Origin of the sequence: Tistrella mobilis (assembly GCF_041468085.1) — a bacterium.
In the GTDB taxonomy this organism is placed as follows: domain Bacteria; phylum Pseudomonadota; class Alphaproteobacteria; order Tistrellales; family Tistrellaceae; genus Tistrella; species Tistrella mobilis_A.
On sequence record NZ_CP121017.1, the window covers coordinates 740,796 to 766,018 of the forward strand.

Sequence of the window (25,223 nt, forward strand, 5' to 3'; positions counted from 1 at the left end):
GGCCTCGGACGAAGATAAGCGGGTCGGACGGCGGGCCGGAAGAGGGCGGCGCTGCCCGAAGGACGATAGCCCGCTGCGGGCGGCGCTGCCAGTCCGCTGCGGGCGGCATTGACGCGGAGCGGCGCGCGACCGAAGATCCCGCCGCCATTCTTGCGTTGCCGCATCCCGCCGTATCAGAAAGCCGCCCCGATGACCGGTGTTCGTTTCGACCGCCCCTTGCGCATCCTGCAGGTGATTGAGGCGACCCTGGGGGGCGCCGGGCGCAATGTCATCGATCTGGCCGACGGCATGGCGGCCCGCGGCCATGACGTCACCCTGGTCTGGTCGGCAGAACGTGCCGACGGCCCCTTTCTGGCCGGGCTCCGCCAGCTGGGCGGGCGGGTTGAGACGGTGGAACTGTCGATGCGGCCCGATCTCCATCCGGGTGATCGTCGGGATCTGGCGGCATTGAGGGCGATCATCGCCGCCTCGGGGCCGCTGGACGTGCTGCATCTTCACGGGGCCAAGGCGGGGCTGCTGGGCCTGCTGGCGGCCCGGCGGCAGCGGATCCGGGCGACGGTCTACACCCCCCATGGGCTGGCGACGCTCGATCCCGACCGGGGCATGATCGGGCGGATGGCCGCCGGCCTGCGGGAACGGCTGCTCGCCGCCCGAGCGACCAGGATCATCGCGGTTTCGGAGGATGAGCGTGTCCACGCCCGCGAACATCTGAAGATCGACCGCCGCCGGCTGGAGCGGGTGGCGAACGGCATCGCGACCCCGGAACCGGTGACCCGCGCCCAGGCCCGCACAGAACTCGGCCTGCCGCAGGAGGCGCTGGTGGTGGGCTTCGTCGGCCGGCTGGTTGCCGAAAAGGGCGCCGACCGGCTGCCGGCGCTGGCAGAGGCGGTCCGGCAGATGGGGCTGGATCCCGTCTGGGCGGTGGTCGGCGACGGCCGTGATGCCGGCCGGATCCGTGCCGAGGCGAAGCGGCGCGGCATCGACCGGATGGCCTGGCTGGGCGTGCAGAACGGCGCCCGGGCCATGGCCGCCTTCGACCTGCTGGTCATGCCCAGCCGCTGGCAGGGCCTGCCCTATACCCTGATCGAGGCGCTGCACCGCCGGCTGCCGGTGGTGGTGATGGATGCAGGCGGTGCCCGCGAGGTTCATGCCGGGGGTCAGGCCGGCATCGTGACCCCCGCGGGCGACGTTCAGGCCATGGCGGCGGCGGTGGCCGGCCTGCTCGCCGACGAGCCCGCCCGCCGCCGGATGGCCGAGGCGGCGGGCCTGCTCGCCCGCGAATATTCGGTCGAGGCGATGGTGGAGCGCACGCTCGGCGTCTATGCCCGGGCCCTGGCCCAGGGCTGAGCGTCAACCGGCGGCAAAGCCGGTCGATCGGGACAGGGGCTCCCAGGTCGCGATCTCATCCCGCATGGCCTCCAGCTTCTGCGTCACCAAGCCCAGCGCATCCGCGCCCAGGAACAGCCGCACGGGTGGTGCATCCGCCGCGACCAGGGCAAGGAGCGCCTGTGCCGCCTTGTCCGGATCGCCCGGCTGATGGCCGCTCTTGGCCTGGCGGGCGGCGCGGATCGGATCCATCACCCCGTCATAGTCGGGGATGCTGCGCGGGGTACGGTCCATGGAACGACCGGCCCAGTCGGTGCGGAACTGCCCCGGGGCCAGCGCCGTGACCCGGATCCCGAAGGGGGCCACTTCCTTGCCCAGCGCTTCCGACACGCCTTCGAGCGCGAATTTGCTGCCGCAATAGAAGCTGATCCCGGGCATGGTGATGAACCCGCCCATCGAGGTGACGTTGACGATATGGCCGCGGCGCCGCGCACGCATGCCCGGCAGCACCGCCTTGATCATCGCCACCGGCCCGAACAGGTTGGCGGCGAACTGACGCCGGAGATCGTCGAGGCTCGATTCTTCCAGCACACCTTCATGACCATAACCGGCATTGTTGACCAGCACGTCGATCGGGCCGGCCGCAGCCTCGGCCCTTGCAACCGCCTCCGGTATGGCGTCGTAATCCGTGACGTCGAGCACCAGCGGACAGGCGCGATCCGGCGCCAGGGCGGCAAAACGCCCGGCATCTTCCGCCCGGCGCACGGTGCCGATCACCCGGTGGCCGGCGGCGAGCGCCCCGGCCGCAAAGGCGCGGCCGAGGCCCGAGCTGACACCGGTGATCAGAAAGGTTTTCGAGAGGTCGTCCATCATGCAGGCTCCGCCGCTGTTGCTAAATTTATATCATGATATAAATCACGGGCGCTGCCTTGCAAGCGCGATCCTGTCCGGCGCCGGTCCGGTCAGCCTGGCCCGGCGGGCGGCATCATGAGCACGCGCGCGCGGATCCTGGCCGCGGCAGAACGCCTGCTGGGCACGGGACGGCCGGAGTTTTCCATGCGGGAGCTGGCGGCAGAGGCGGGCGTCAGCTTCGCGACACCGTTCAATCAGTTCGGCAGCAAGCTGGCGATCATGCATGCGCTGTCTCAGGCCTTGATCGCGGAGATGCGCGGGCGTGTCGCAGCAGGGCCGAAGCCCACGGATGCGGCCCTGCGCGTGCTGGCCGCGGTTGCGATCGCGGCAGAGGTGATGCTGGAACAGCCGGCGGTGAACCGGGCGGTGATGGGCGCCCTGGGTGCCCCCGGGGCGGAGCCCGGTGCCGTTCTGGCCGCGTCGCGCGCGCTCTGGGCGGCGGCGATCGGGGACGGTGCCGGGCTTGCGGCGCCGACATATGCCGCGACGATCCTGCCCGACCAGCTGGCCTTCGGCTTTCGTGGCGTGCTGTCCTTCTGGACGGCGGGCGAGCTGACCGATGCCGATCTGCCGGTCCAGGCCCGAAAGGCCGCGGCCGTGGCGCTGCTGGGCTTCGTTGTGCCGGAGCGGCGCGATGCGCTGATGGCGATCCTGACCGGGGCACCGGACTGACGCCGCGCGTGCGGGCGTCGGTCCGGTGCCCCGGGGGGAGTGGTCAGACCGTCTTGACCATCACATGGCGGACGACGGTGTAGTCTTCCAGCGCATACATGCTCATGTCCTTGCCATAGCCGGACTGCTTGATGCCGCCATGGGGCATCTCGTTGGTCAGCATGAAATGGCAGTTGACCCAGGTGCAGCCGTATTGCAGGCGCGATGCGGTCGCCAGCGCCTTCTTCACATCGCTGGACCAGACCGAGGAGGCGAGGCCGTAATCGCTGTCATTGGCCCAGGCCACCGCCTCGTCGACATCCGAGAAGCGGGTGACCGAGACCACCGGCCCGAAGACCTCGCGGCGGACGATCTCGTCGGACTGGAGCGCACCTGCGACCACCGTCGGTTCGTAGAAGAAGCCGCGGCCCGGCGCCTGCCGGCCGCCGGTGGTGATCTCGATATGATCCAGCTCGCTCGCCCGCTCCACGAAGGAGGCGACGCGGGCGCGCTGGCGGGCGGAGATCAGCGGACCGATATCGTTCCGGCTGTCATCGGCCTCTGCGAAACGAAGCCCCTGCACGGCCGAGGACAGGTCGGCGACCAGCCGGTCGTAAATCTTCGGCCCGGCATAGATCCGGCAGGCGGCGGTGCAATCCTGGCCGGCATTGTAATAGCCGAAGATCTTCACGCCTTCGACCACCGCCTCCAGATCGGCATCGTCGAACACGATCACCGGCGCCTTGCCGCCCAGTTCCAGATGGGTGCGCTTCACCGAGCGCGCCGCCGCGGTCAGCACCTTCTTGCCGGTCGCGATGTCGCCGGTGAGCGAGACCATGGAGACGCCCGGATGGTCGATCAGCCGCTGGCCGACGCTTTCACCGCGCCCGACCACCACATTGACCACGCCTTCGGGGAAGATGTCGGCGATCAGCCCTGCCAGCTTCAGCATGGTGAGCGGGGTCTGTTCCGAAGGCTTGATCACCACGGTGTTGCCGCCGGCCAGCGCCGGGGCGAGCTTCCAGGCCGCCATCATCAGCGGATAGTTCCAGGGCGCGATCGAGGCGACCACGCCCACCGGGTCGCGGCGGATCATCGAGGTGTGGCCGGCAAGATATTCGCCCGCCACCGCGCCGTGCATGCAGCGCGCCGCCCCCGCGAAGAAGCGGAAGCAGTCGACGATCGCCGGGATCTCGTCGGCGAGCACCGCATGGCGCGGCTTGCCGCAGTTCAGCGCTTCCAGCGCCGCGAAGCCTTCGGCCTCGTCCTCGATGCGCTGGGCGAGTTTCAGCAGCAGGGCGGCACGTTCGGCCGGCGTGGTGCGCGACCAGCTGCCGAAGGCCCGGCCTGCGGCTGCGACCGCCGCATCCACCTGGTCGGGGGAGGCTTCGGGCAGGTCGAGCAGCACCTCTTCGGTCTTGGGGTTCAGGATCGTCTCGGGCGTGTCGGTGCCTGCAACGAAATCGGCGCCGATCAGCATGCGCGTGTCCAGGGGCGTGTTCGCATCCATCGGACGGTCTCCTATTTTCCGGAGCCTTCGACCGCTTCGCCGCCGCGGGTGAGGTAGTAGGCGGCGAGGATCGGCAGGAAGGTGACGATGATGACCAGCACCGCGACCACATTGGTCACCGGCCGCTGCCGCGGCCGCACCAGTTCCGACAGCATCCAGATCGGCAGGGTCGACTGCTGACCGGCGGTGAAGGTGGTGACGATGACCTCGTCGAAGGACAGCGCGAAGGCGAGCATGCCGCCCGCGAGCAGGGCCGTTGCGGTGTTGGGCAGGATCACGTGGAAGAAGGTCTGGAAGGCGTTGCCGCCCAGGTCCATCGACGCCTCGATCAGCGACGGGTTGAGCCGGCGCAGCCGTGCCACGGCATTGTTGTAGACGACCACGATGCAGAAGGTCGCGTGGCCGAGCACGATGGTCCAGAACGAGAAGGGGATGTCGGCAACCCCGAAGGCGGTGCGCATCGCCATGCCGGTGACGATGCCGGGCAGGGCGATCGGCAGGATCAGCAGCAGGGTCACCGGCTCGCGCCCGAAGAAGGAGAAGCGGGCGAGGGCGCCAGCCGCCAGCGTGCCCAGCACCAGGGCCAGCGCGGTCGCCATGGCGGCCGCCTTCAGCGACAGGCCGACGGCATCCCAGATGTCCTGACGTTCCCAGACCACCGCGAACCATCTGAGCGTCAGCCCCGGCGGCGGGAAGGCGTAGGACTTCTCTTCGGTGGTGAAGGCATAGAGGATGATGAAGGCGAGCGGCAGGTGCATGAACAGGATGCCGAAGCCGGCCGCGAGCTTCAGCCCGCGCGAGGGGCGGGAGATGTCAGACCGCATCGAAGGCCCCCATGCGCTTGGCCGCGGTCAGGAACAGGGCCATGACCAGGATCGGCACCACCGCGAAGGCGGCGGCGAGCGGCAGGTTGCCGGCGACACCCTGCTGCATGTAGACCGCCTGACCCAGCACCAGGGCCGAGGTGCCGATCACCTGCGGGACGATGTAATCGCCGAGGGTGAGCGAGAAGGTGAAGATGCCGCCGGCCACCACCCCCGGCATGGCCAGCGGCAGCACGACGTTGCGGAAGGTCTGACCGGGCGTGGCGCCCAGATCCGCCGAGGCTTCGATCATGCTGGCCGGCACCCGTTCCAGCGCCGCCTGGATCGGCAGGATCATGAAGGGCAGCCAGAGATAGAGAAACACCACCACCATGCCGGTATAGCTGACCGAGAGCGAGGGGCCGCCGACCAGCGGCAGCGACAGCCAGGCATCCAGCAGGCCGGTGAGGCCCAGCCGCTCCGCGAACCAGCCGATCGCCCCCTCCTTGGCCAGCAGCAGCTTCCAGGCATAGAGCTTGACCAGATAGCTGGACCAGAGCGGCATCATCACCGCCAGATAGAAGGCAGCCTTCATCCGGCCGCGGGCATAGCGGGCGGCATACCAGGCGACGGGGAAGCCGATCACCGCCGCCAGAACCGTGACCACCCCGGCGATGGCGATCGTGCGCAGCACGATGTCGAGATTGGCCGGGCGCATCAGCTCGCCGAAGGTCTTGAGCGTCGGCTCGTAGATGAGGGTGCCGGCGAATTCGTCGATCGAGAACAGGGAATGGGCGAGCAGGGTGAAGAGCGCGCCCAGATAGACCACGCCCAGCCAGAGCAGCGGCGGCACCAGCAGAGAGAGCAGCAGCAGCCGTCTGCGACGCAGCAGCAGGTCCGAGAGCCGGCGCAGGGGCCCATGCCCGTTGGCGGCAGGCGGCAGGGCCGTGGCGGCGCTTGTATGAATTCCACTCATCGGGCCGTCTCCTGGTAGGATGTTTGGCCTGATAGCCGGGAGAGGGTCGCCGCGTTGCGCTCGAAGGATGATCTTCGTGCATGAGATTGGCGCCCTCGCCCGGTGCTTTTTGCCCGAACGGTATCCGGCGGTGTCGTGGCGAGGGGGCGGATGACCGCCCCGATCGGGGCGGTCATCCGCGCATGGACAAGCAGGGGCACGAGCACCGGCTCCGAGGCTTCCGGCTCATCCGCACGGGAGGCGCCATGCAATTCGTCGGCATCGACATCGCGTCGGAAACCCATGTCTTCGCCATCCTTGATGCGGACGGCACGGTCCTGGCCAAACCCAAGCCGTTCACCGAAGACGCGGCCGGGCACGGCGCGTTGCTGGCCGCGCTGGCCCCGCCGGGTGAGGCGCTGGTGGTCATGGAGGCGACCGGGCATTACTGGAAGAACCTGTTCGCCGTGCTGGCGGCCAAGGGCTACGAGGTCGCCCTGATCAACCCGCTGCGCACCCACCGCTTCCAGGGCGAGAGCCTGGAGCGCACCAAGACCGACGCCATCGACGCCCTCGGCCTGGCCCGCTTCGGGCGGGAAAAGCGCCCCTCCCCGACCCGGCTGGGCAGCCGGGCCAGCGAGGAGCTGCGCGAACTGGTTCGCCACCGCGACCGGCTGCGCCAGGATTTCGACGACCGCGTCCGCCAGCTCCGCCGGCTGGTCGATCTCGGCTTCCCGGAATTCCGACGCTATGTCCGCACGCTCGACAGCATGCTGGCCACCGCCATCCTGGCGGAATACCCCACCGCCGAGGCCGTCGCCAAAGCCACGCCACGCCGGCTCGCCAAGCTGCGCTACGATGGCCGCCACGCCGTCGGAAGCGAACTGGCCGACCAGATCATCGCCGCGGCCAAGCGCTCGGTCGGCCAGCACCACGGCCCCGCCTACCGCGTCCAGGTCCGCGACATCTGTCAGGATCTCGATCTGTGGCGCCGCCGCTTGGCCGACCGTGACGACGACATCACCCGTCTGCTCGACGAGCACGAGGTCGGCTCGCTGCTGACCTCCATCGACGGAATCGGTCCCAGCACCGCAGCACGCCTCATCGCCGAACTCGGCGATCCGGCCCGCTTCGACAGCCCCGCAGCCCTGGCAGCCTACGTCGGCGTCATCCCAGCCCTGCGCCACTCCGGAAAGCGCCGCCCCACCCGCGCCGGCATCACCCCGATCGGCAACGCGCGCCTGCGCACCGCCTTGTGGATGCCAACCCTCACCGCTGTCCGCCGAAACCCGTGGCTCAAAGCCTTCTACGACCGACTGCGCGCACAGGGAAAGCCACCAAAGCTCGCCCTCGTCGCCGCCATGCGAAAACTCCTCGTCGCCGTCTACGCCGTCGCCAAGGCTCGAAAACCCTTCGTGCCAAAGCTCGCCGACTGAAAAAAGCGCTTGCTCAGCGTGACGGTATCTCATGCCTCCTCCATCGGCGCGAGCGCTGCCGGATCGAAGGTGAGGGTGACGCGGCTGCCGGTCTCGGGAACCGCCTGGCCGGCGGGCACGGCGGCGGCGAGTACCGGGCCCGCATCGGTGCGCACGCTCAGCCGCCGCACCGGCCCCTGATAAAGACTGTCGGTCAGCACGCCCGGCAGCGCCAGCCGGCCCGGGGGTGCGGGGGTGGCACCGGCCAGAACCACGATTTTCTCAGGCCGGAGCGAGGCGAGCCGGGCGGGGCCGCCGGCGGCTCCGACGGTTGCCGGCTCCAGCACATTGGCAGCCCCGACGAAGCCGGCCACGAAGCGGGTGCGCGGGCGTTCGTAAATCGCCTCGGGCGTGTCGACCTGAACGATGCGGCCCTGGTCGAAGACGGCGACCCGGTCGGCCATCGACAGGGCCTCGCCCTGATCATGGGTCACGAAGACGAAAGTGAGGCCCAGGCGACGCTGCAGAGCCTTCAGCTCCACCTGCATCTCTTCGCGCAGCTTGAGATCAAGGGCGCCGAGCGGCTCGTCGAGCAGCAGCACCTTGGGCTCCAGCACCAGCGCCCGGGCGAGCGCCACGCGCTGCCGCTGGCCGCCCGACAGCTGGGACGGCCGGCGGTCACCGAAGCCGTCGAGGCGTACCAGCGCCAGGGCCTGTGCGGCGCGGTCCCTGCGACGGCGTTTGTCGACACCACGCATCCTCAGCCCGTAGGCAACATTGTCGAGGACCGACAGATGCGGGAAGAGGGCGTAATCCTGGAAGACGGTGTTGACCGCCCGGGCATAGGGCGGCACGCCTTCGGCCGTCTCGCCGAAGATCTCGATATGGCCGGAGGTCGGCTGCTCGAAACCGGCGATCAGCCTGAGACAGGTGGTCTTGCCCGACCCCGAGGGGCCGAGCATGGCGAAGAACTCGCCCGCGCCCACGTCGAGATCGACCGCATCGACGGCACGGACCGGCCCGAAATGGCGCGAGACCCTGGCGAATCGCACGGCCGTAACGTCCGGAACGGTCCCGGTGGCCGAACTGTCCGGAGACGAGCTGTCCGGAGAAGGGGGCATCGTGAACATGTGCCATTCAGCTGTTCGGGAGGGCGCGGGGCAAGGCGGCTCGTAAAGGCGCGGCCGGCCGGCCGCGCCTTTCGGCGAGCGGAGCGCGATCAGCGGCCGCCCAGCACTGCGATGTAATCCGAAACCCAGCGGTAATAGGGCACGCAGCCTTCCGCCTGGCTTTCGCATTTCGAGACAGGGGTGCGCCAGAAGCTGATCTTGTCGAAATTGCCCATGCCGTTGGTGGCGCAGCCTTCATCGCCCAGCAGCGCATTGCCTTTGCAGGCGGCCGGCACTGCGGGCACCGAGCCGAACCAGGCGGCGAGATCGCCCTGAACCTTGGGTGAGAGCGAATGCTCCATCCACATATAGGCACAGTTCGGATGCGCCGCTTCCGCATGCATCATGGTGGTGTCGGCCCAGCCGGTGGCGCCTTCCGCCGGGATGGTCGAGGCGATCGGCTTGTTCTCGGCCTTGAGCAGGTTGACCTGGAACGGCCAGGAGGACGAGGCGACGACACCCTCATTGGTGAAGTCGTCGATCTGGACCATGGCATCATGCCAGTAGCGGTGCACGATCTGGCGCTGGCCGCGCAGCAGGTCGAGGGCGGCCTTGTACTGGGTCTCGGTCAGCTCGTAAGGGTCCTTGATCCCGAGCTCCGGCTTGTGAGCCTTGAGATAGAGCGCTGCGTCGGCGATGTAGATCGGGCCGTCGAAGGCCTGGACGCGGCCCTTGTTCGACTTGCCGTCGGGCAGGGTGGTTTCCTCGAAAACCACTTTCCACGAGGTCGGCGCCTCCTTGAACACCTCGGTCGAATACATCAGGACGTTGGAGCCCCACTGATAGGGCGTGCCGTAATGCACCCCGCCCACCGTATGCCAGGGGGCGCTCTTCAGCCGGTCGTCGACCGTCTTCCAGCTCGGGATCAGGTCGGTGTTGATCGGCTGGATCTTCTTGCCGGCGATCAGGCGCAGGCTGGCATCGCCCGAGGCGGTGACGAGATCGAAGCCGCCTTCGTTCATCAGCGCCACCATCTCGTCCGAGGTGCCGGCGGTCTTCACATTGACCTTGCAGCCGGTCTTCTCTTCGAAGCCCGTGACCCAGTCATAATTCTTGTCGGTGTCGCCGCGCTCGATATAGCCGGGCCAGGCGACGATATCGACGCGACCTTCCCCCGGACCCAGAGCCTTCATCATCTCGGCCGACATGGCGGTGCCGGCGCCTGCGATCTGACCCGCGGCCAAAGCGGTGCCCACGGCCCCCGCGACCAACCTCTTGATGCGCATGGAACTCTCCCTGACGGTGCAAGCCGGCCGCACGGCGCCGGGCCACTGCCCTGCCGCCGTCTCCCCGCGGTCCGATGTCCGGGAACAAGTGTGCGCGCGTGTCGTCCCGCGGCGCCACACCAAAGCATCGTTGGGTTTCCATCGGAAAAACCGATGCCCTGGATCAGGCGTCCGGGAACGGGTCAGTCGTGGCCGAGGATATCGGTATTGTGCTCCCCCAGCCGGGGCGCGCGGCGATGAATGCCCGGCCGTTCGCCGCCGAGCGAGAGCGGCAGGCCCACCACCTCCAGCCCGGCCTCGGGAATGGTTTCCACGATACCGAGGGCGGCGATCTGCGGATCGGCGGCGATGTCGGCGAGGGTGTTGATCGGGGCGCAGGGGATGCCGGCGGCCTCCAGCCGTTCGGCCCAGTCTGCCTTGCTGCGTGTCCGCATGATCGCCTCAAGCTCGGGCAGCAGCACCGATTTGTTGGCGACCCTGAGCCCGTTGCTGGCATAGCGCGGATCGGTGGCCCAGTCCGGTCGGCCGACTTCACGGGCGAGTTTTGCAAACAGCCGGTCATTGGCGGCCGCGACCACGATCTCACCATCGGAGGTCGGCAGGGACTGGAAGACCACGACATTCGGGTTGCCGCTGGCATGGCGCTGCGGCTGACGGCCGGTCACCTTGAAGGCGGCGAAGTAGATCGAAAGCCAGCCCATCGCGGTCTCAAGCAGGGAGACGTCGACCGTCGTGCCCCGGCCGGTGCGGCCCCGCTGGAGCAGGGCGGCAAGGCAGCCCAGCGCCGCCCAGACCCCCGTGCCGAGGTCGAGCACCTGCATGCCGACCCGCGATGGCGGCCCGTCGGGCGTGCCGTTGATGCTGAAAATGCCGGCGAAAGCCTGGACGATGGGCTCGTAGCCCGGTGTCAGCCGCATCGGCCCGCGGCCACCGAAAGCCCAGAGCGAGCAGCAGATGAGCCGGGGGTTGATGGCGGCCAGGGCGTCCGCATCCAGCCCCATCTGTTCCATCATGCCCGGGCGCATGTTCTGAACCAGGATGTCGGCATCGGCCAGCAGCCGGCGCAGTTCGGCCAGACCCGCCGGATCCTTGAGGTCCAGCGTGATGCCGCGCTTGTTGCGGTTCATGGCATGGAAGGTGACCGCCGTGTCGCCTGCGAAAGGCGGTCCCCAGCCACGGGCATCGTCGCCGCCTTCCGGGCGTTCGACCTTGATCACATCGGCGCCAAGGGTGGCCAGAATCTCGCCGGCATGGGGGCCGGCCAGGTTCTGGGCGATCTCGATCACCCTGATCCCGTCGAGGGGCAGGATTGAAGCCGGGGGCAGCATGGGGCGGGCTCCTTCAGCGGCCGGTAAAGGCTGGGGCGCGGCGTTCGACGAAATGGGCGACGCCCTCGCGGAAATCTTCGGTGGCGAAACACTTCATCTGCTCTGAATCGGCGAGATGGGTGGCGGTGGCGAGGTCCTGGAACAGCCCGGCATAGAGCTGGCGCTTGATGATCCGCATCGAGCGCGGCGAGGACAGATCGGCAAGCTCGGAAGCCACCGCATGCACCGCCTCGACGAAACCTTCGGCCGGCAGGGCCCTGACCAGACCCAGCGCCGCGGCCTCGCTGCCGGTGAGCACGCGCCCTGAGAGCAGCAGGTCGGCGGCGGCCATCGGCCCGATCAGTCGGGGCAGGATCCAGGCCGAGCCGTGTTCGGCGATCAGCCCGCGGCGGGCAAAGGCGGTGGTGAGCCTGGCATCCTCGACCATGTAGCGCAGGTCGCAATAAAGCGTGATGCAGAGCCCGACCCCGGCCGCAGCACCGTTGATCGCGGCCACGATCGGCTTGGGCACGTCGAGCAGCCAGGAATAGCGCTGGCCGAAATTGTCGGGCACGTAGTCCCGGGCCGCGGCCGGCGCCGGTTTGGCCTCTCCCGGTGCCGCCGGCGTCAGCCGGCCCATATCGGCCCCGGCACAGAAGCCGCGGCCGGCACCGGTGACCATGATCGCCCGGACCGCCTCGTCGGCGACGGCGCGGTCCATGGCGGCTCGGAATTCCGCTTCCATGCGCGGTGTCCAGGCGTTCAGCTTGTCAGGGCGGTTGAGGGTAAGCGTCGCGACCCGCCCGGTCACCGTATAGAGCACCTCGGCTTCGGTCCCGGTCTCTGTTGCGTCGACCATACCGTCCTCCCCTTTCTGTCGCGTGGCGTGAGCCCTTTTCTGGATAACAGTGGCCGGCGGAGGGCGGAAGCCGGTTCAGGCTTGTGGAGAGCAGATACACATATGTGAATGCACCCGCAGTGCCGCCCGCCCCGACGTCCACATATGTGGACGCATGAACATATATGTAGAAAAACAAAACACATCTGCGAAACGGTCGCCGCTCTGCGGCCCTTGCGCCTATACTTCGGACGCTGCAAGGCGGGAGGAACGCCGGAGCGTGATGCTCCGCAGCCATCGAAGAATGAGGCGGATCTGCCGGAGACCGGGATGATCCGCCGGCAAAAAACGGGCAGTCCGAACCATGTCGATCACGCAGAAGGGGGACGTCCACGTCTCGACCGATGGCCATGTCACGGTCCTGGAGATCCGGCGTCCACCGAACAATTTCTTTGATCTCGATCTGATCCGCGACCTGTCGAGCCTGGTCGAGGCGCTGGATGAAGATGTCGACTGCCGGGCGATCCTGCTGGCATCGGAGGGGAAGGCCTTTTGCGCCGGCGCCGATTTCCAGCGCCGCCCGGCCGAACTCGCCGGGGCGGTTGAAGATCGCAATCCGCTCTATTCCGAGGCGGTGCGTCTGTTCCACAATCGCAAGCCGATCGTGGCTGCGGTGCAAGGGCCGGCGATCGGCGGCGGGCTCGGGCTGTCGCTGGTGGCCGATTTCCGGGTCGCCGCACCCGAAGCGCGCTTCGGGGCGAATTTCGTCAAGCTGGGCATTCATCCGGGCTTCGGTCTGACCCACACCCTGCCGCGGGTGATCGGTGTTCAGAAGGCGCAGTGGATGTTCATGACCGGCCGGCGCCTGACCGGCGAGGAAGCCCGGGCGGCGGGACTGGTCGATCTGCTGGTCCCGGCCGACCGGCTGCGTGCCGAGGCGATGGCCCTGGCACAGGAGATCGCCGAGGGCGCGCCGCTCGCCGTCCAGTCGACCCGCGCCACCCTGCGCCGGGGGCTGGCCGATGCCGTTCAGGCCCAGACCGATCACGAATTCGTCGAGCAGAAATGGCTCGCCCGGACCGAGGATCACCGCGAGGGAATCCGCGCCGTGGCCGAACGCCGCCCGGGCCGCTTCGTCGCCCGCTGACCGAAGACACCCAGCCGGACCTGGCCGACCCACGCGACACCCAAGATCGCGGCGGCAGGATCCTTGCGCGCCCTGCATCAGACAAGGGAGGACAACGGATGATCAATCGCCGCAGTTTCGTGAAGCTTGCCGCCGCAGGCGCGGCCGCCGGCAGTTTCGGCATGCCGTGGATTGCCCGCGCGGCAAAGCCGATCACGCTGAAACTGGCGGATTCGCTGCCGACCACCCATTACTCGATGCCGATCATCAAGCACTGGATCAAGCAGATCGAGGACGGGACGGAAGGGCGGGTCAGATTCGAGCACTACCCCGCCGAACAGCTGGCCAGCGCCCGCGACCTGCTGGATGCCGTGCAGACCCGCATTGCCGATGTCGCCTATATCCCGGCGCAGTACTTTTCCGAGAAGCTGCCCATGGCGACGGTCGGCAGCCTGCCGATCCCCGAGATCAAGGCCGACATCTACGCGCTGGAGGCCGCCTATTACGAGATCGGCCTGGGCATTCTGGATGAGGTCGAGTTCAGGGATGCCGGCATCCGGGCGCTCAGGGCCTCGTCGACCGAGGCCTACAATCTCCACATGGTCAGCCGGAAGATCGTCACTCTCGACGATCTTGCGGGGCAGAAGATCCGGGTCGGCGGCAATGTCCAGCAGCAGGCGATCACGGCTCTGGGGGGTATTCCGGTCACGGTCACCCCGCCCGAGATCTACAACGCCATGCAGAACGGCACGCTCGACGGCACCGTCTTTCACATTCCCAGCATCCATTCCTACAAGCTGAACGATCTGGTGCGCTACAGCACCGACAACCTCAATCTCGGCGTGTTCAACAGCTATTACGCCATGAACCGCGACCTTTGGGACGATCTGCCGCCCGATATCCAGGCCGTGTTCGACAAGGTCGGCCGCGAGCTGATCCGCTTCGAGGGCGACACCATCTCGCGCCAGTCCGATGCCTGGCGGGCGGAATTCCGCAAGCAGGGGATCGAGGTCTACGATCTGGCACCCGAGGTGATCGACGAGACCACCCGGCGGCTGACGCCGATCCGGCAGACATGGGCGGAGCTGTATGAAAGCCGCAATCTGCCGGCCGGGCGCGTGGTCGATGCCTGGGTCGCGGCGCTCAAGAAACACGCCCGGGCCTGAGGGAGGGCGGGGGGTTGGACACGCTCGACCATCTGATCGGCCGGCTGGAGGCCCTGTTCGAATACGTCGCCATCGTGCTGCTCGCGATCATGATGCTGATCATCACCATGGATGCCGGCGGCCGCTATCTCTTCGCGGCGCCGGTCTTCGGCACGCATGAATTCGTCGAGTTCTATCTGATGGTCGGCGTGGTCTTCCTCGGCATCGCCCAGTTGCAGGCCAGACGCGGCCATGTTGCGGTGACTTTCGTCTCCCGTAACTTCCCGCGGCCGGTCCGCCGGCTGCTGGAGGTCGTGTTCCTGGCGGCGACGCTCGCCGCCGTCACCGGCATCGGCTGGATGGCGGTGGAACAGGCCTCGACCAATCTCATCCGCGACCGGGTGATCGCGACGCCCTTTCCGTTCAGCCAGGTGCCGATGCCGGTCTGGCCGTCCTGGGTGCTGGTCGCAGCCGGCGTGATCCTGCTCTGGCTGCGCATGGCGCTGCAGCTTCTGCGGTGCCTGATCTCGGGCGAGAGTCCCGAAGAGACGGGTAGTGCCATCCACTGAGGGCGGGCTCCACGAGCCCCTGCCGCACGGGACATCGCCCCCATGTTCGACATCGTCTTTCCGATCATCCTGTTCCTGGTGACCCTGGTTCTGGGGATGCCGATCGGCTTCTCGCTGATCGTCGCCGGGGCCGCGGGCATCTGGATCAATGCCGGCTGGATGCCCCTGCTCGGCATCCTCAGGGCCGAGCCCTACCGCCATGCCTCGTCGTTTCTGCTGACCACCATTCCGCTGTTCATCCTGATGGCGGAGCTTCTGGCCCGCGGCACGGTGGTGCAGGCGATGTTCCGCTGCGCCTATGCCTTCGTCGGCCATCTGCGCGGCGGGCTGGCGCTGGCGGCGGTGGGCGCCAATGCGGGCTTCGCCGCACTCAGCGGCTCCAGCACGGCTGCCGCCGCCGCCATGGCGCGGATCTCGATCCCCGAGATGCGCCGCTTCGGCTATGACGACCGGCTGTCGCTCGGCACCGTCGCCATCGCGGGCACGCTCGCGATCATGATCCCGCCCAGCCTGGGGCTGATCATCTACGGCATCCTGACCGAAAGTTCGATCGGCCGGCTGTTCGTGGCCGGCATCGTGCCCGGGCTGCTCTCCGCCACCGGCTTCGTGATCTCGATCATGATCTGGGTGCGGCGGGATCCTTCGATTGCGCCCCAGGTGGTGCGGACAGCCTGGCCGGAGCGGGTGCGCAGCCTGACCGCGATCGGCCCGGCGATGCTGCTGGTGGTGTTCGTTGCGGGCTCGATCTATTCCGGTGCCGCGACACCGACCGAGGCGGCGGCGATCGGCGCCATGGCGGCGCTGGTGATCAGCGTCGTCTTCGGGGGGCTGCGTGGACGGGACATGCTTGCCGCCTTCCGCTCATCGATCCGCAGCACCGCGCTGATCTTCACCATCATCATCGGCGCGATGATCTTCGGGAAATATCTTGCCATCACCCGGCTGCCCCAGGATCTGCTGGAGACGATCGTGGCGCTGAACATCCCCGGCTGGGCGATCATCGCAATCCTGATCGTGATCTATCTGATCCTGGGCTGTTTCCTGGACCAGCTGGCGGTGATGCTGCTGACCCTGCCGCTGACCTTTCCGCTGGTGGTCGGCCTCGGCTACGACCCGATCTGGTGGGGAATCGTCCTGACCAAGACCTCGGAGATCGGCCTGGTGACACCACCGCTCGGCCTGAACAGTTTCGTGGTCTCGGCCTCCGCCGATGCGCCGCTGGAGAAGACCTTCTCCGGCGTGTGGCGGCTGCTGATCGGCGACATGATCGTATTGCTGCTGCTGCTGCTGTTCCCGGCACTCTCGCTCGGCCTGCCCGGCTGGTGGTACGGTCCGTGACGCCAGGTGCCCCCAAGGGAGGAGAACGACGGATCATGTCGACGGCCGCCATCAAGACCGCCCGGCGGGTTTTCGAGGTGCTGGAGTATTTCGACGAGGTGAAGCGGCCGTTGACGCTGCGCGAGGTCTCGGCCCATTTCGGCTATCCGGTGTCGAGCACCGCCGCCCTGCTCAAAAGCCTGTTGCAGCTGGGCTATGTCGACTTCAACCGGCCGACCCGCACCTATATGCCGACCATGCGCGTCGCCATGCTGGGCGACTGGATCCAGGCCTCGCTGTTCGGCGAGGGCCGGATCCTCAGGCTGATGCAGTATCTGAACGAGATGACCGGCGAGATGGTGAGCCTCGGCACCCAGTCGGACATCTACATGCAGTATGTCCACGTGCTCTATTCGCGCGAGGGTCTGCAATACCGCGTGCGGCCGGGCACCGTGCGCTCCATGACCCGCTCGGGCTATGGCTGGCTGCTCCTGAGCGCCATGCCGGATGCCGAGATCGACAAGCTGCTCCGGCGGGTGAACATCGAAGAGGATGATCCCGCCCGACGGATGACGCTGGAAGAGCTGATGGTGCCGGTCACCGAGGTCCGGCAGCTGGGCTATGTCTATTCCCGCCACACCGTCACCCAGGGGGCCGGGGTGATCGGCATGCTGCTGCCGCCGCAGAGCTATGGCCGCCGCTTCACCATCGGGGTCGGCGGCCCGGTCGACCGGCTGGAAGAGAAGCATGACATGATCCTGGCCCTGCTGCGCGAGGCGATCCCGCGTTTCCTGCCGGGATGAGCTGCGCCGCCACCGGCCGTTTCCTAGCGCCGGACGGCCTGGCGGGTCGCGGCGACCGAGACGAAGCCCGCGGCGGCGGCCGAGAGCGGCGATCCGCGGCGCCAGGCGGTGGCGACCTGGATCGCGGGGAGGTCTTCGGCCACGCCCCGCGCCTCTATCTTGTCGCCTTCCAGCGACCAGGGCCGATAGGTGAGGTCGGGCAGGATCGCGACACCGGTGCCGGTGGCGACCAGGCTGCGCACCGCCTCGACCGAGCGGGTGCGGAAGGCGACCGGCGGGCGGATGCCCAGCCGGCGCCAGACCACCTCCGACGCCTCGGCAATCTCGTCGATGGTCAGCAGCACATGGGGCTCGGCGGCGAGGTCGCGCAGGCTGACCCGTTCCTCGGCGGTCGCGGCATGGCCGAGCGGCAGCCAGACCCGGTAGGGGGAGATTTCCACCACCTCGATCTGCAGGGCGGAACTGCTGCGGCCGGGTGCGAGCACCATCACCGCCACGTCGAGTTCGCCGCCGACCAGCAGGTGTTCCAGATAGTCGCCATTGTCCTCGACCGTCTGGACATCGACATCGGGGAAGGCGCGGCGGAAGCGGGCGAGCAGATCGGCGAGGACATAGCCCGCAACCAGCGGGGTCACCCCCAATGCCAGCCGGCCCTTCAGCACCGCGCTTTCGCCGCGGATCGCGCGCCGGGCATCGGCGACATCGGCCAGGATGCGCCGGGCATGGGCCAGAAACTGATGCCCTTTGAGCGTGGGGGCCACACCGCGGGCGTGACGCTCGACCAGAGGAAAGCCCAGATCGATCTCCAGCCCGCGCAGGGCCTCGGTCACGGTCGACTGCGAGATCGACAGCGCCTGGGCGGCGGAGGAGATGCTGCCGCGTTCCACGATCGCGACGAAATACTGCAGCTGGCGCAGCGAGAAGGCCATGCGGGTCGGGCTCCCGGGGGCGGTGCGGCGGGCCCGGACATCATGACGCGGGGCGATGCGGGATGGGAAGACCGGCACGCGGTCCGTTGGCCGGGGATGCGCCGGGCGTTGACCAGGAACCCGCTGAAGCGTTGAAATTTCCCGGCGCTCCTTCTACAGCTTGAGCCGAGCCCCGCCGCGGCCCGTCCGCGGTTCCCTTCCCCCTCGGATGGTGAGCGGAGATGAGCGAAACGGTGTCCCCCGAGAACGAGCCCATCCCCCAGGTCGCTCCCGTCTCGCCCGCCTCCGACGAGGCGTCGGTCTTCCGGGGCAGCCTGCCGCTGGCGGCGAAGCTCGATCGGGCGCGGATGGAACTGCTCGATCTCTCGGCGCGCAACCGCCTGCTGAACCTGCCTCAGGCCCGGCGCAGCCGCATGCTCGACATCGTCGACGAGCGTGCGGCCGAAATCTACCGGCTGCTGGTGGGCGAGGGGCGGCGCTTCTCCTTCCTGCCCGGCCGCGAGGCCGGGGACGATCCGGCGGAAGAGGCTGCGGCGGAGGGAGATGTCCCGGCCCTGACGCAGCCTGAGGACCTGGCTGCGGATCCAGGCGGCCCGGCCGCCCGCCACACCGACACGAAGCTCCAGACCCGTCTCGGGTCGGAAGGATTGCAGCGCCGCCTGCTGGATCTGCACCTGGATGCGCGCACCCTGGAGGAAGAGCAGGGCGTCAACATCCTGTTCCTGGCCCTGGGCACGCTGGTCTGGACGGATCCTGCCGCCGGCGGTCAGCTGCGCCGGGCGCCGCTGGTGCTGGTGCCGGTGCAGCTGGAGCGCGGCAGCGCCACCGAGCGTTTCCGGCTGGCGGCACGGCCCGAGGACGTCGCGACCAATCTGTCGCTCGAAGCCTTCCTGGACCGCGAACACGGTATCACCCTGCCTGCATTCGACGCGGAAGCCGAGGGCGAGACCGATCCGTTCACGGCCTATGTCGCGGCGGTCACCGAGGCGGTTCATGGCCGCAAGGGCTGGGAAGTCCGGCCCGACGAGGTGATCCTCGGCTTCTTCTCGTTCTCCAAATTCCTGATGTATCGCGACCTGGATCCGGCGGTCTGGCCCGCGGATGCGCCGCTGACCGACCGGCCGCTGATCCGCGGCCTGCTGGACGAGGGTTTCGGGGTCGAGGATGTCGATTTCGATGAGGACGTGCCGGTCGATCCGCTGATCGGGCCCGAGGATCTGGTGCATATCGTCGATGCCGACGCCTCGCAGACGCTGGCGATCCACGAGGCGCGGCGCGGCCGCGATCTGGTGATCCAGGGCCCGCCCGGCACCGGCAAGTCGCAGACCATCGCCAATGTCATCGCCGCCGCGGTCGCCGACGGCAAGACCGTGCTGTTCGTGGCCGAAAAGATGGCGGCGCTGGAAGTGGTGAAGCGCCGGCTGGATCAGGCCGGCGTGGGCGAGATCTGCCTGGAGCTGCACAGCCACAAGGCGACCAAACGGGCGGTGCTGGAGGATCTGAAGCGCAGCTGGGAGCTGGGCACGCCCAGGATCGGTGATGACGAGACCCTGTTCCATCGCCTGGGCCGCAGCCGGGCGCAGCTGAATGCCCATGCCGAACGGCTGCATCGCGAACTGGAGCCGACGGGGCTGACGCCCTATCAGGTGATCGGCGAGCTGGTGCGTCTGCGCGCTGCCGGGGTGGCACCGGCCGATTTCGATCTGGCGGAAGCCGCCCCCGGCTGGAGCGCTGCCGAACGCGCGGCCCTTGCCGCGACGCTGGATGATCTCGCCCGCCGGATCGAGGCGGAGGGCCCGCCCGCGACCCATCCCTGGCGCGGGGTGGGGCTGGATGTGATCAGCCCGCTGGATGCCGACCGCCGGCTGGCCGAGATCGCGGCGCTGGAGCGCGGGCTCGCCGGCTGGCGCGAGGAGGCGGGCGCGATTGCCGCGCTGCTGGACGTGCCGGCCCCCGTCACGCTCGACGGCAGCGGACGGCTGCTGGCCCGGGCGGAACGGCTGGCGGCGGCACCTGATCTGCCGCCCGCGGTGTTCCTCGATCCGGTCTGGTCGGTGGCGGCCGACGATGTGGCGGTGCTGGTCCGGACCGGACTTGCGCTGCGTGATCAGGCGGCACGGCTGAGGCCGGGGCTCGCGCCCGCGGCGGCGGGACTTGCGATCGCTGATCTTCAGGCGGCGCGCGACCGGCTGACCGTCCTGCCCGCAGGTTTCGACACGGCGGCCCGCGACCGGCTGGCCCGGGTGACGGCGGCGCTGCCGGCGGTGGTGGAGGCGGCGAGCCGACTGGCCGGCCATCTGGGGCTGCCGGTGCCGGAAACCCTGCGCGAGGCCGAGGCGCTGACCGGCTGCGGCAAGGCCGTGGCGGAAGCCCCGGATCTGCCGGCGGAGCAGCTGGCGGCCGGGGTCTGGGAGGAGGAGCGGGCAGCGCTCACCGATCTGGTCGAGACTGTGCGTGCCGCGCATGACGCCCGTCTGGCGACCGGAGACATCTTTACCGAGGCCGCCTGGTCGACGGGGCTGGCCGAGGCCCGACAGGCGATCGCCGAGGCCGGCGGCAGCCTGTTCCGCATCTTCAGCGGCCGCTGGCGGCGGGCGAACCGGCTGGTCAAATCGATCCTGACCGGACCGAAGCCCGAGGATGGCGAACTGATCCGGCTGCTCGACCGGGTGATTGCCGGTCAGGCGGCGGCGGCAAGGGCAGAAGCGGGCGACGCCCTGGGCCGTGCCGCTTTCGGCCCGGTCTGGCGCGGTGCGCGCAGCGCGCCCGAGCGGCTGGAGGCGATGCTGGCCTGGGTGAACGGCCCGGCGGGCGACGCCGCGACCCGCCGGACCGCCGCAGCCTGTGCCGACCGGCCGCTTGCCGGCGATCTGGCCGCACGTCTCGCGGCGGCGGTTGCGGCGGTCCGTGACGATCTAGACCGGCTGGCGGAGGATCTGGGGGCGGCGGCCCCCGCCCTGCTCGGCACGGATCTGGGAGGGCAGCGGGCCCTGCTGGCGGCACCGGCCCTGCCGCCGGTGGTTGCCGCCGAGGCCGTGGTCGACATGGCCTTCGCCGCCCCGGCGGGCACCGCCGGCGAACGGCTCGCCGCCCTGGACGATCTGCTGGAGATGCGCCGGCGCGAGACCGTGCTTGCCGATGCCGCAGTCACCGGCCGTGCCGCCTTCGGGCCGCTCTGGCCGGCGGGTGATCGGGCGGTGGCGGATTGGGATGCCATCGCCCGGGCGGCGGCCTGGCTGGCGGCGGAGCCGGATCTGCGCGCGCTGGCGGCACGTACGCCCGATCGTGCCGGGCTCCGCAGCCGTACCGCAGCGCTGGTCGAGGCCGGCCACGGCATCGTAGACCAGGTGGTCGGGTTGTGGTCCAGGCTCGCCTTCGATCCCAGGGCCATGTTCGGGGAGACCGGCATTCCGGATCTGGATCTCGATGTGCTGGCGGCCCATCTTCGCGGCTGGCTGGCGGCACCCGAGGGGCTGCCCGCCTGGGCCGCGATCGTCGCCGCGGCACGTGCCGCACGCGCTGCCGGTCTGGCACCGCTGGTCGACCGGCTGGAGGACGGCCGGCTCGACCGGGCCGGCGTGATGCCGGCCTTCGGGATGGCGGCCTATGAGGCGATCTGGCAGGCGATGACCAGGGCCGAGCCGGCGCTGGCCGGTTTCGACGGCACAGCCCAGGACGGGCTGGTGCGAAATTTCGCGGCGCTCGACCGGGCGCGGATCGACCTTGCACGGTCGGAAGTTCGGGCCGAACATGCCCGCGGCCGGCCGCGGGTCAACGGGCTCGGCCCCGTCGGCGTGCTGAGGGGAGAGCTTGCCAAGAAGCGCCGGCACATGCCGATCCGCCAGCTGATGAGCCAGGCCGGACCGGCGGTTCAGGCGCTGAAGCCGGTCTTCATGATGAGCCCGCTGTCGGTCGCCCAGTTCCTGGAACCGGGTCGGATCGGCTTCGACCTGCTGGTGATCGACGAGGCCAGCCAGATCCAGCCGGTCGATGCGCTGGGGGCGATCGCGCGCTGCCGGCAGATGGTGGTGGTGGGCGACGAGCGCCAGCTGCCGCCCACCGCCTTCTTCGCCCGCATGACCGCCGATGCGGCGGAAGCGGACGAGGAGGACGAGACCACCCGGATCGCCGATGTCGAAAGCATTCTGGGGCTTTGCGTCGCCCGTGGCCTGCCCCAGCGCATGCTGCGCTGGCATTACCGCAGCCGGCATCAGTCGCTGATCGCGGTGTCGAATCACGAATTCTATCAGGACCGGCTGCATGTGGTGCCGAGCCCCTATGCCGGAGAGGCCGGGCTGGGGCTCGATTTCATCCATGTGGCCGACGGCGTGTTCGAGACCGGCGGCAGCGGCACCAACCCCGCCGAGGCGCGCCGGGTGGCGGCGGCGGTTATCGAACATGCCCGCACCACCCCCGATCGCTCGCTGGGCGTCGCGACCTTCTCGGTGCGCCAGCGCCGGGCGATCCTGGACGAGCTGGAAGCCCTGCGCCGCGCCCATCCCGAGACCGAGGCCTTCTTCAACGCCCATCCGGCCGAACCCTTCTTCGTGAAGAACCTGGAAAACGTCCAGGGCGATGAGCGCGACGTGATCTTCATTTCGGTCGCCTATGGCCGTAATGCCCAGGGCTATATGGCGATGCGCTTCGGTCCGGTTGGGGCAGAGGGCGGTGAGCGGCGGCTGAACGTGCTGATCAGCCGGGCGAAGCGGCTCTGCCGGGTCTTCGCTTCGATCACGGACGAGGACATCGATCTGGAGCGGGCGCGCGGCCGCGGCGTCGCGGCGCTCAAGACCTTCCTGCGCTATGCCCGCACCGGCAGCCTGGAGGTCGCCCGCCGATCGGGTCGCCCGGCCGACAGCGTCTTCGAGGAACAGGTCGCAGGCGCGCTGCGGGCGCGCGGCCACATCGTCCATGAACAGGTCGGGCTTGCCGGCTTCTTCATCGATCTGGCGGTGGTCGACCCCGACCGGCCCGGCCGCTATCTGCTCGGCATCGAATGTGACGGCGCCGGCTATCACGCCGCACGCTCGGCCCGCGATCGCGACCGGCTGCGCCAGGCGGTGCTGGAGGATCACGGCTGGATCATCCATCGCATCTGGTCGGCCGACTGGTTCGCGCGCCCCGAGGGGCAGCTGACGGCGGTCGAGGCGGCCATCGCCCGGGCCCGCGAGATACTGGAGGCCCGGAGCGACGGCGGCCCGGCCGCGGCTGCGGATATCATGCCTGAGGATGTGGCGCTGGCTGCGGAACTGGGGCTTGAGGGCCGCGCGGACGACCTGCCGGCAGAGGAGGAACATCTCACCCCCGCCTATGTCGAGGCAGACCCCGAAGTGCCGGCCGAGCTGCAGGGGATGGAGCTGCATCAGGTGACGCCGGCGAAGCTGGCGCCGATGGTGATGGCGGTGGTGAAGGTTGAAGGACCGGTGCATCTGGACGAGGTGACGGCGCGGCTGCGCGATGCCTGGGGGCTGGGCCGTGCCGGGGCCCGCATCCAGGCCGCCGTGCGCGCCGCGGCATCCTATGCCATCCGCCGCCGCCATCTGGTCGAGGAGGGCTGGTTCCTGAGCCTTCCGGGGGAGGCGGTGCGTATCCGCGATCGCAGCGCCGTGACCTCGGCCGGTCTGCGCAAGCCTGAACTGCTGCCGCCGGCCGAGATCGAGGCCGGGCTGATGCGGATCGCGGCCGAAAATCTGGGCGTCACCCGCGAGGAGATGCAGCGCCAGCTCGCCCGGATGCTGGGCTTCCGCTCGCTGAGTGCCGGGTTGCGGTCGGTGACAGAAGACGAGATCCGCCGGCTGATGGAAGGCCGCCGGCTGATGGAGCGCGACGGGCTGATCGTCGCGGCCGACCCGGCGCCGTGACATCTCCGTGACCTGGAGATCTGACCGGAAGTTGTAATGGTTCGATCACAGCCATGACTTCCGCGGCATGGTACACCCTCCGCGGACGCTGACAGGCGGCGGACGGCCCGTGAGGCCGGCACTGTATGTCATGTCTATTAAATTGAAAGTTGAAATCACGGTCTGGTTCTTGCCTATTATGAGCGGGTGTCGAATGAACGCGATCAACGGCGGCGACGGCATTCGTGGACGAGCGTCAGCGGTCGGAATGCGCCACGCTCTCACAAGGGGAAGCGGTCCCATGCTGGAATTGCATCGTGTGCGGCTCTATGCCCGGAGCGGCCAGGGCGGCGTGTCTGCGGTGGTGATCCTGGGTGCGGACAATGCCTGCGAGGTTGCGACGAGGCTGGATGAACCGGCGACGACGACCGTTGCCGTGACCCCCTCGCTCAAGGCCGATGCCCGGCTCGACGTCTGGCGCGACGGCATGCGTCAGGAGGTGGACGGGACCGGCCTGCTGGCGGCTGCCCATGTCCTGCTCGGCCGCGACGGCCGCGGCCCGATCCGTTTCGAGACCGGCGGCCGGGTGATCCCGGTGCTGCGCGAGGCCGACGGCCGGCTGCGCTATCGCGCGACGCTCTCTCATGAGATCGTCGGCCATTTCGACGGTGCCGAGGTCCTCGCGGCTCTGGGCGTGCCGCCGATGCGGGTGCCGGGTGATATGCCCTTCGGCCTGGCCGCGACCCGCCGCCGCATCCTGCTGGTGCCGATCGAGGATGCTGCGACGCTCGGCGCCATCCGCCCTGCCTTTACCCGCCTTGCCGCCTGGAGCGCCGCCCACGAGCAGGCGCCGGTGCTGGCCTATGCTCCGGCCCATGGCGAGATGGGCGGGGCCGATTTCATCGCGCGCCTTTTCGACCCGCTGGCCGGGCGCACCGAAGAGACCCCTGGACCTGAAGCTGTGGCAGCCCTGGTCGGCACGCTTGCCCGTCGTGGCCTTGCAGGGGGCCTGCGCCCGGTCGCGGTGGCGCAGGGGCGCTTCAACGCGCCGGTCGTGGCCCTTCAGGCCCGGGCGGAGCTGGTCGTCTCCGAGACCGGTGCTGCCAGCCGCTCCGGGCTCAAAGTCTGGGTCGGCGGCGAGGTGCGCCATTTCGGCTTCGCCGCCATGGACGGGCTGGGCATTGCCGGCGCCGGGCTTGGCGATCTCAAGCTGGGCGCCTGACGGCTTCTGCCGGCGAAGCGAGGTCGTCCGGGTAAAATCCGGGATAAGCGAGCAATCAGAACGTCGCGTCGACGGTGGATCCGGGATATAAGGCAATGCCTTCCATATCTCTCCAGCCGGATTTCGCCCGAGAGGATGACCTTGTCCCGACATGATATGA

At 69.0% G+C, this 25,223-nt stretch carries 19 protein-coding genes; 10 read left to right on the forward strand and 9 right to left on the reverse strand.

Annotated elements, in window-relative coordinates; genetic code table 11:
• Positions 1-189: 189 nt before the first annotated feature.
• Positions 190-1,347 (forward strand): glycosyltransferase family 4 protein, encoded by a 1,158-nt coding sequence (locus P7L68_RS09175; RefSeq protein WP_372004362.1) that lies wholly within the window; start codon positions 190-192, stop codon positions 1,345-1,347.
• Positions 1,348-1,350: 3 nt separating this feature from the next.
• Here the strand turns inward: P7L68_RS09175 and P7L68_RS09180 are convergent, their stop codons facing one another.
• Positions 1,351-2,199: an oxidoreductase gene (locus tag P7L68_RS09180; protein WP_372004364.1), complete on the reverse strand. Its 849-nt coding sequence runs from the start codon at positions 2,197-2,199 to the stop codon at positions 1,351-1,353.
• 114 nt (positions 2,200-2,313) lie between these two features.
• Here P7L68_RS09180 and P7L68_RS09185 point away from each other — a divergent pair, with 114 nt between their 5' ends.
• Positions 2,314-2,910 (forward strand): TetR/AcrR family transcriptional regulator, encoded by a 597-nt coding sequence (locus tag P7L68_RS09185; RefSeq protein ID WP_372004366.1) that lies wholly within the window; start codon positions 2,314-2,316, stop codon positions 2,908-2,910.
• Between the two features lie 43 nt (positions 2,911-2,953).
• Here the strand turns inward: P7L68_RS09185 and P7L68_RS09190 are convergent, their stop codons facing one another.
• Genes P7L68_RS09190 through P7L68_RS09200 form a run of 3 tightly spaced genes read right to left on the reverse strand, consistent with a single transcriptional unit; the run spans position 2,954 to position 6,178 of the window.
• Complete coding sequence (locus tag P7L68_RS09190) at positions 2,954-4,381, reverse strand: gamma-aminobutyraldehyde dehydrogenase (RefSeq protein ID WP_372006803.1); 1,428 nt, start codon at positions 4,379-4,381, stop codon at positions 2,954-2,956.
• 29 nt (positions 4,382-4,410) lie between these two features.
• A complete protein-coding gene (locus P7L68_RS09195) occupies positions 4,411-5,223 on the reverse strand; it encodes an ABC transporter permease (protein WP_372004368.1) in 813 nt (270 codons plus the stop codon).
• The gene (locus P7L68_RS09200; RefSeq protein WP_372004370.1) at positions 5,213-6,178 is read right to left on the reverse strand and encodes an ABC transporter permease; all 966 of its coding nucleotides are present in this window, start codon (positions 6,176-6,178) and stop codon (positions 5,213-5,215) included. Before P7L68_RS09200 ends, P7L68_RS09195 begins: the two co-directional genes overlap by 11 nt.
• Positions 6,179-6,360: 182 nt before the next feature.
• On the opposite strand from P7L68_RS09200, the gene P7L68_RS09205 reads away from it, so the two are divergent.
• The gene (locus P7L68_RS09205; RefSeq protein WP_372000016.1) at positions 6,361-7,593 is read left to right on the forward strand and encodes an IS110 family transposase; all 1,233 of its coding nucleotides are present in this window, start codon (positions 6,361-6,363) and stop codon (positions 7,591-7,593) included.
• Positions 7,594-7,622: 29 nt separating this feature from the next.
• Here P7L68_RS09205 and P7L68_RS09210 read toward each other — a convergent pair whose 3' ends face one another.
• The 4 genes from P7L68_RS09210 to P7L68_RS09225 all read right to left on the reverse strand — a co-directional run bounded on the left by P7L68_RS09210 (position 7,623) and on the right by P7L68_RS09225 (position 12,133).
• Positions 7,623-8,693, reverse strand: a complete 1,071-nt coding sequence (locus P7L68_RS09210) for an ABC transporter ATP-binding protein (RefSeq protein ID WP_372006804.1) — start codon at positions 8,691-8,693, stop codon at positions 7,623-7,625.
• 98 nt (positions 8,694-8,791) lie between these two features.
• The gene (locus tag P7L68_RS09215) at positions 8,792-9,889 is read right to left on the reverse strand and encodes an ABC transporter substrate-binding protein (RefSeq protein ID WP_372006805.1); all 1,098 of its coding nucleotides are present in this window, start codon (positions 9,887-9,889) and stop codon (positions 8,792-8,794) included.
• 260 nt (positions 9,890-10,149) lie between these two features.
• Positions 10,150-11,295, reverse strand: a complete 1,146-nt coding sequence (locus tag P7L68_RS09220) for a CaiB/BaiF CoA transferase family protein (RefSeq protein WP_372004372.1) — start codon at positions 11,293-11,295, stop codon at positions 10,150-10,152.
• 13 nt (positions 11,296-11,308) lie between these two features.
• Positions 11,309-12,133 carry an enoyl-CoA hydratase-related protein gene (locus P7L68_RS09225; protein ID WP_372004374.1) on the reverse strand — a complete coding sequence of 275 codons (825 nt, stop codon included), beginning with the start codon at positions 12,131-12,133 and terminating at the stop codon, positions 11,309-11,311.
• Positions 12,134-12,476: 343 nt separating this feature from the next.
• Here P7L68_RS09225 and P7L68_RS09230 point away from each other — a divergent pair, with 343 nt between their 5' ends.
• The 5 genes from P7L68_RS09230 to P7L68_RS09250 all read left to right on the forward strand — a co-directional run bounded on the left by P7L68_RS09230 (position 12,477) and on the right by P7L68_RS09250 (position 17,072).
• Positions 12,477-13,259, forward strand: coding sequence for an enoyl-CoA hydratase/isomerase family protein (locus P7L68_RS09230; RefSeq protein WP_372004377.1), 783 nt, complete (start codon positions 12,477-12,479; stop codon positions 13,257-13,259).
• 98 nt (positions 13,260-13,357) lie between these two features.
• On the forward strand, positions 13,358-14,404 hold the full coding sequence (dctP, locus tag P7L68_RS09235; RefSeq protein ID WP_372004380.1) for a TRAP transporter substrate-binding protein DctP: 1,047 nt from the start codon (positions 13,358-13,360) through the stop codon (positions 14,402-14,404).
• 14 nt (positions 14,405-14,418) lie between these two features.
• The gene (locus P7L68_RS09240) at positions 14,419-14,952 is read left to right on the forward strand and encodes a TRAP transporter small permease (protein ID WP_372004382.1); all 534 of its coding nucleotides are present in this window, start codon (positions 14,419-14,421) and stop codon (positions 14,950-14,952) included.
• Between the two features lie 42 nt (positions 14,953-14,994).
• Positions 14,995-16,290, forward strand: coding sequence for a TRAP transporter large permease (locus tag P7L68_RS09245; RefSeq protein ID WP_372004384.1), 1,296 nt, complete (start codon positions 14,995-14,997; stop codon positions 16,288-16,290).
• A gap of 35 nt (positions 16,291-16,325) precedes the next feature.
• Positions 16,326-17,072 (forward strand): IclR family transcriptional regulator, encoded by a 747-nt coding sequence (locus tag P7L68_RS09250; protein WP_372004386.1) that lies wholly within the window; start codon positions 16,326-16,328, stop codon positions 17,070-17,072.
• A gap of 23 nt (positions 17,073-17,095) precedes the next feature.
• Here the strand turns inward: P7L68_RS09250 and P7L68_RS09255 are convergent, their stop codons facing one another.
• Positions 17,096-18,001: a LysR substrate-binding domain-containing protein gene (locus tag P7L68_RS09255; RefSeq protein ID WP_372004389.1), complete on the reverse strand. Its 906-nt coding sequence runs from the start codon at positions 17,999-18,001 to the stop codon at positions 17,096-17,098.
• 221 nt (positions 18,002-18,222) lie between these two features.
• On the opposite strand from P7L68_RS09255, the gene P7L68_RS09260 reads away from it, so the two are divergent.
• Together P7L68_RS09260 and P7L68_RS09265 are read left to right on the forward strand one after the other, a co-directional pair.
• The gene (locus P7L68_RS09260) at positions 18,223-23,862 is read left to right on the forward strand and encodes a DUF3320 domain-containing protein (RefSeq protein ID WP_372004390.1); all 5,640 of its coding nucleotides are present in this window, start codon (positions 18,223-18,225) and stop codon (positions 23,860-23,862) included.
• A gap of 280 nt (positions 23,863-24,142) precedes the next feature.
• Positions 24,143-25,063 carry a hypothetical protein gene (locus P7L68_RS09265; protein ID WP_372004393.1) on the forward strand — a complete coding sequence of 307 codons (921 nt, stop codon included), beginning with the start codon at positions 24,143-24,145 and terminating at the stop codon, positions 25,061-25,063.
• Positions 25,064-25,223 lie beyond the last annotated feature (160 nt).

Excerpts from the sequence above, each read along its gene's own strand:
- P7L68_RS09210 (WP_372006804.1), bottom strand. The coding sequence starts at position 8,693 with ATGCCCCCTTCTCCGGACAGCTCGTCTCCGGACAGTTCGGCCACCGGG.
- P7L68_RS09250 (WP_372004386.1), top strand. The coding sequence starts at position 16,326 with ATGTCGACGGCCGCCATCAAGACCGCCCGGCGGGTTTTCGAGGTGCTG.
- P7L68_RS09205 (WP_372000016.1), top strand. The coding sequence starts at position 6,361 with ATGGACAAGCAGGGGCACGAGCACCGGCTCCGAGGCTTCCGGCTCATC.
- P7L68_RS09185 (WP_372004366.1), top strand. The coding sequence starts at position 2,314 with ATGAGCACGCGCGCGCGGATCCTGGCCGCGGCAGAACGCCTGCTGGGC.
- P7L68_RS09220 (WP_372004372.1), bottom strand. The coding sequence starts at position 11,295 with ATGCTGCCCCCGGCTTCAATCCTGCCCCTCGACGGGATCAGGGTGATC.
- P7L68_RS09245 (WP_372004384.1), top strand. The coding sequence starts at position 14,995 with ATGTTCGACATCGTCTTTCCGATCATCCTGTTCCTGGTGACCCTGGTT.
- P7L68_RS09230 (WP_372004377.1), top strand. The coding sequence starts at position 12,477 with ATGTCGATCACGCAGAAGGGGGACGTCCACGTCTCGACCGATGGCCAT.
- P7L68_RS09200 (WP_372004370.1), bottom strand. The coding sequence starts at position 6,178 with ATGAGTGGAATTCATACAAGCGCCGCCACGGCCCTGCCGCCTGCCGCC.
- P7L68_RS09180 (WP_372004364.1), bottom strand. The coding sequence starts at position 2,199 with ATGATGGACGACCTCTCGAAAACCTTTCTGATCACCGGTGTCAGCTCG.
- P7L68_RS09225 (WP_372004374.1), bottom strand. The coding sequence starts at position 12,133 with ATGGTCGACGCAACAGAGACCGGGACCGAAGCCGAGGTGCTCTATACG.
- P7L68_RS09260 (WP_372004390.1), top strand. The coding sequence starts at position 18,223 with ATGAGCGAAACGGTGTCCCCCGAGAACGAGCCCATCCCCCAGGTCGCT.
- P7L68_RS09255 (WP_372004389.1), bottom strand. The coding sequence starts at position 18,001 with ATGGCCTTCTCGCTGCGCCAGCTGCAGTATTTCGTCGCGATCGTGGAA.
- P7L68_RS09215 (WP_372006805.1), bottom strand. The coding sequence starts at position 9,889 with ATGTCGGCCGAGATGATGAAGGCTCTGGGTCCGGGGGAAGGTCGCGTC.
- P7L68_RS09175 (WP_372004362.1), top strand. The coding sequence starts at position 190 with ATGACCGGTGTTCGTTTCGACCGCCCCTTGCGCATCCTGCAGGTGATT.
- P7L68_RS09265 (WP_372004393.1), top strand. The coding sequence starts at position 24,143 with ATGCTGGAATTGCATCGTGTGCGGCTCTATGCCCGGAGCGGCCAGGGC.
- dctP (WP_372004380.1), top strand. The coding sequence starts at position 13,358 with ATGATCAATCGCCGCAGTTTCGTGAAGCTTGCCGCCGCAGGCGCGGCC.
- P7L68_RS09195 (WP_372004368.1), bottom strand. The coding sequence starts at position 5,223 with ATGCGGTCTGACATCTCCCGCCCCTCGCGCGGGCTGAAGCTCGCGGCC.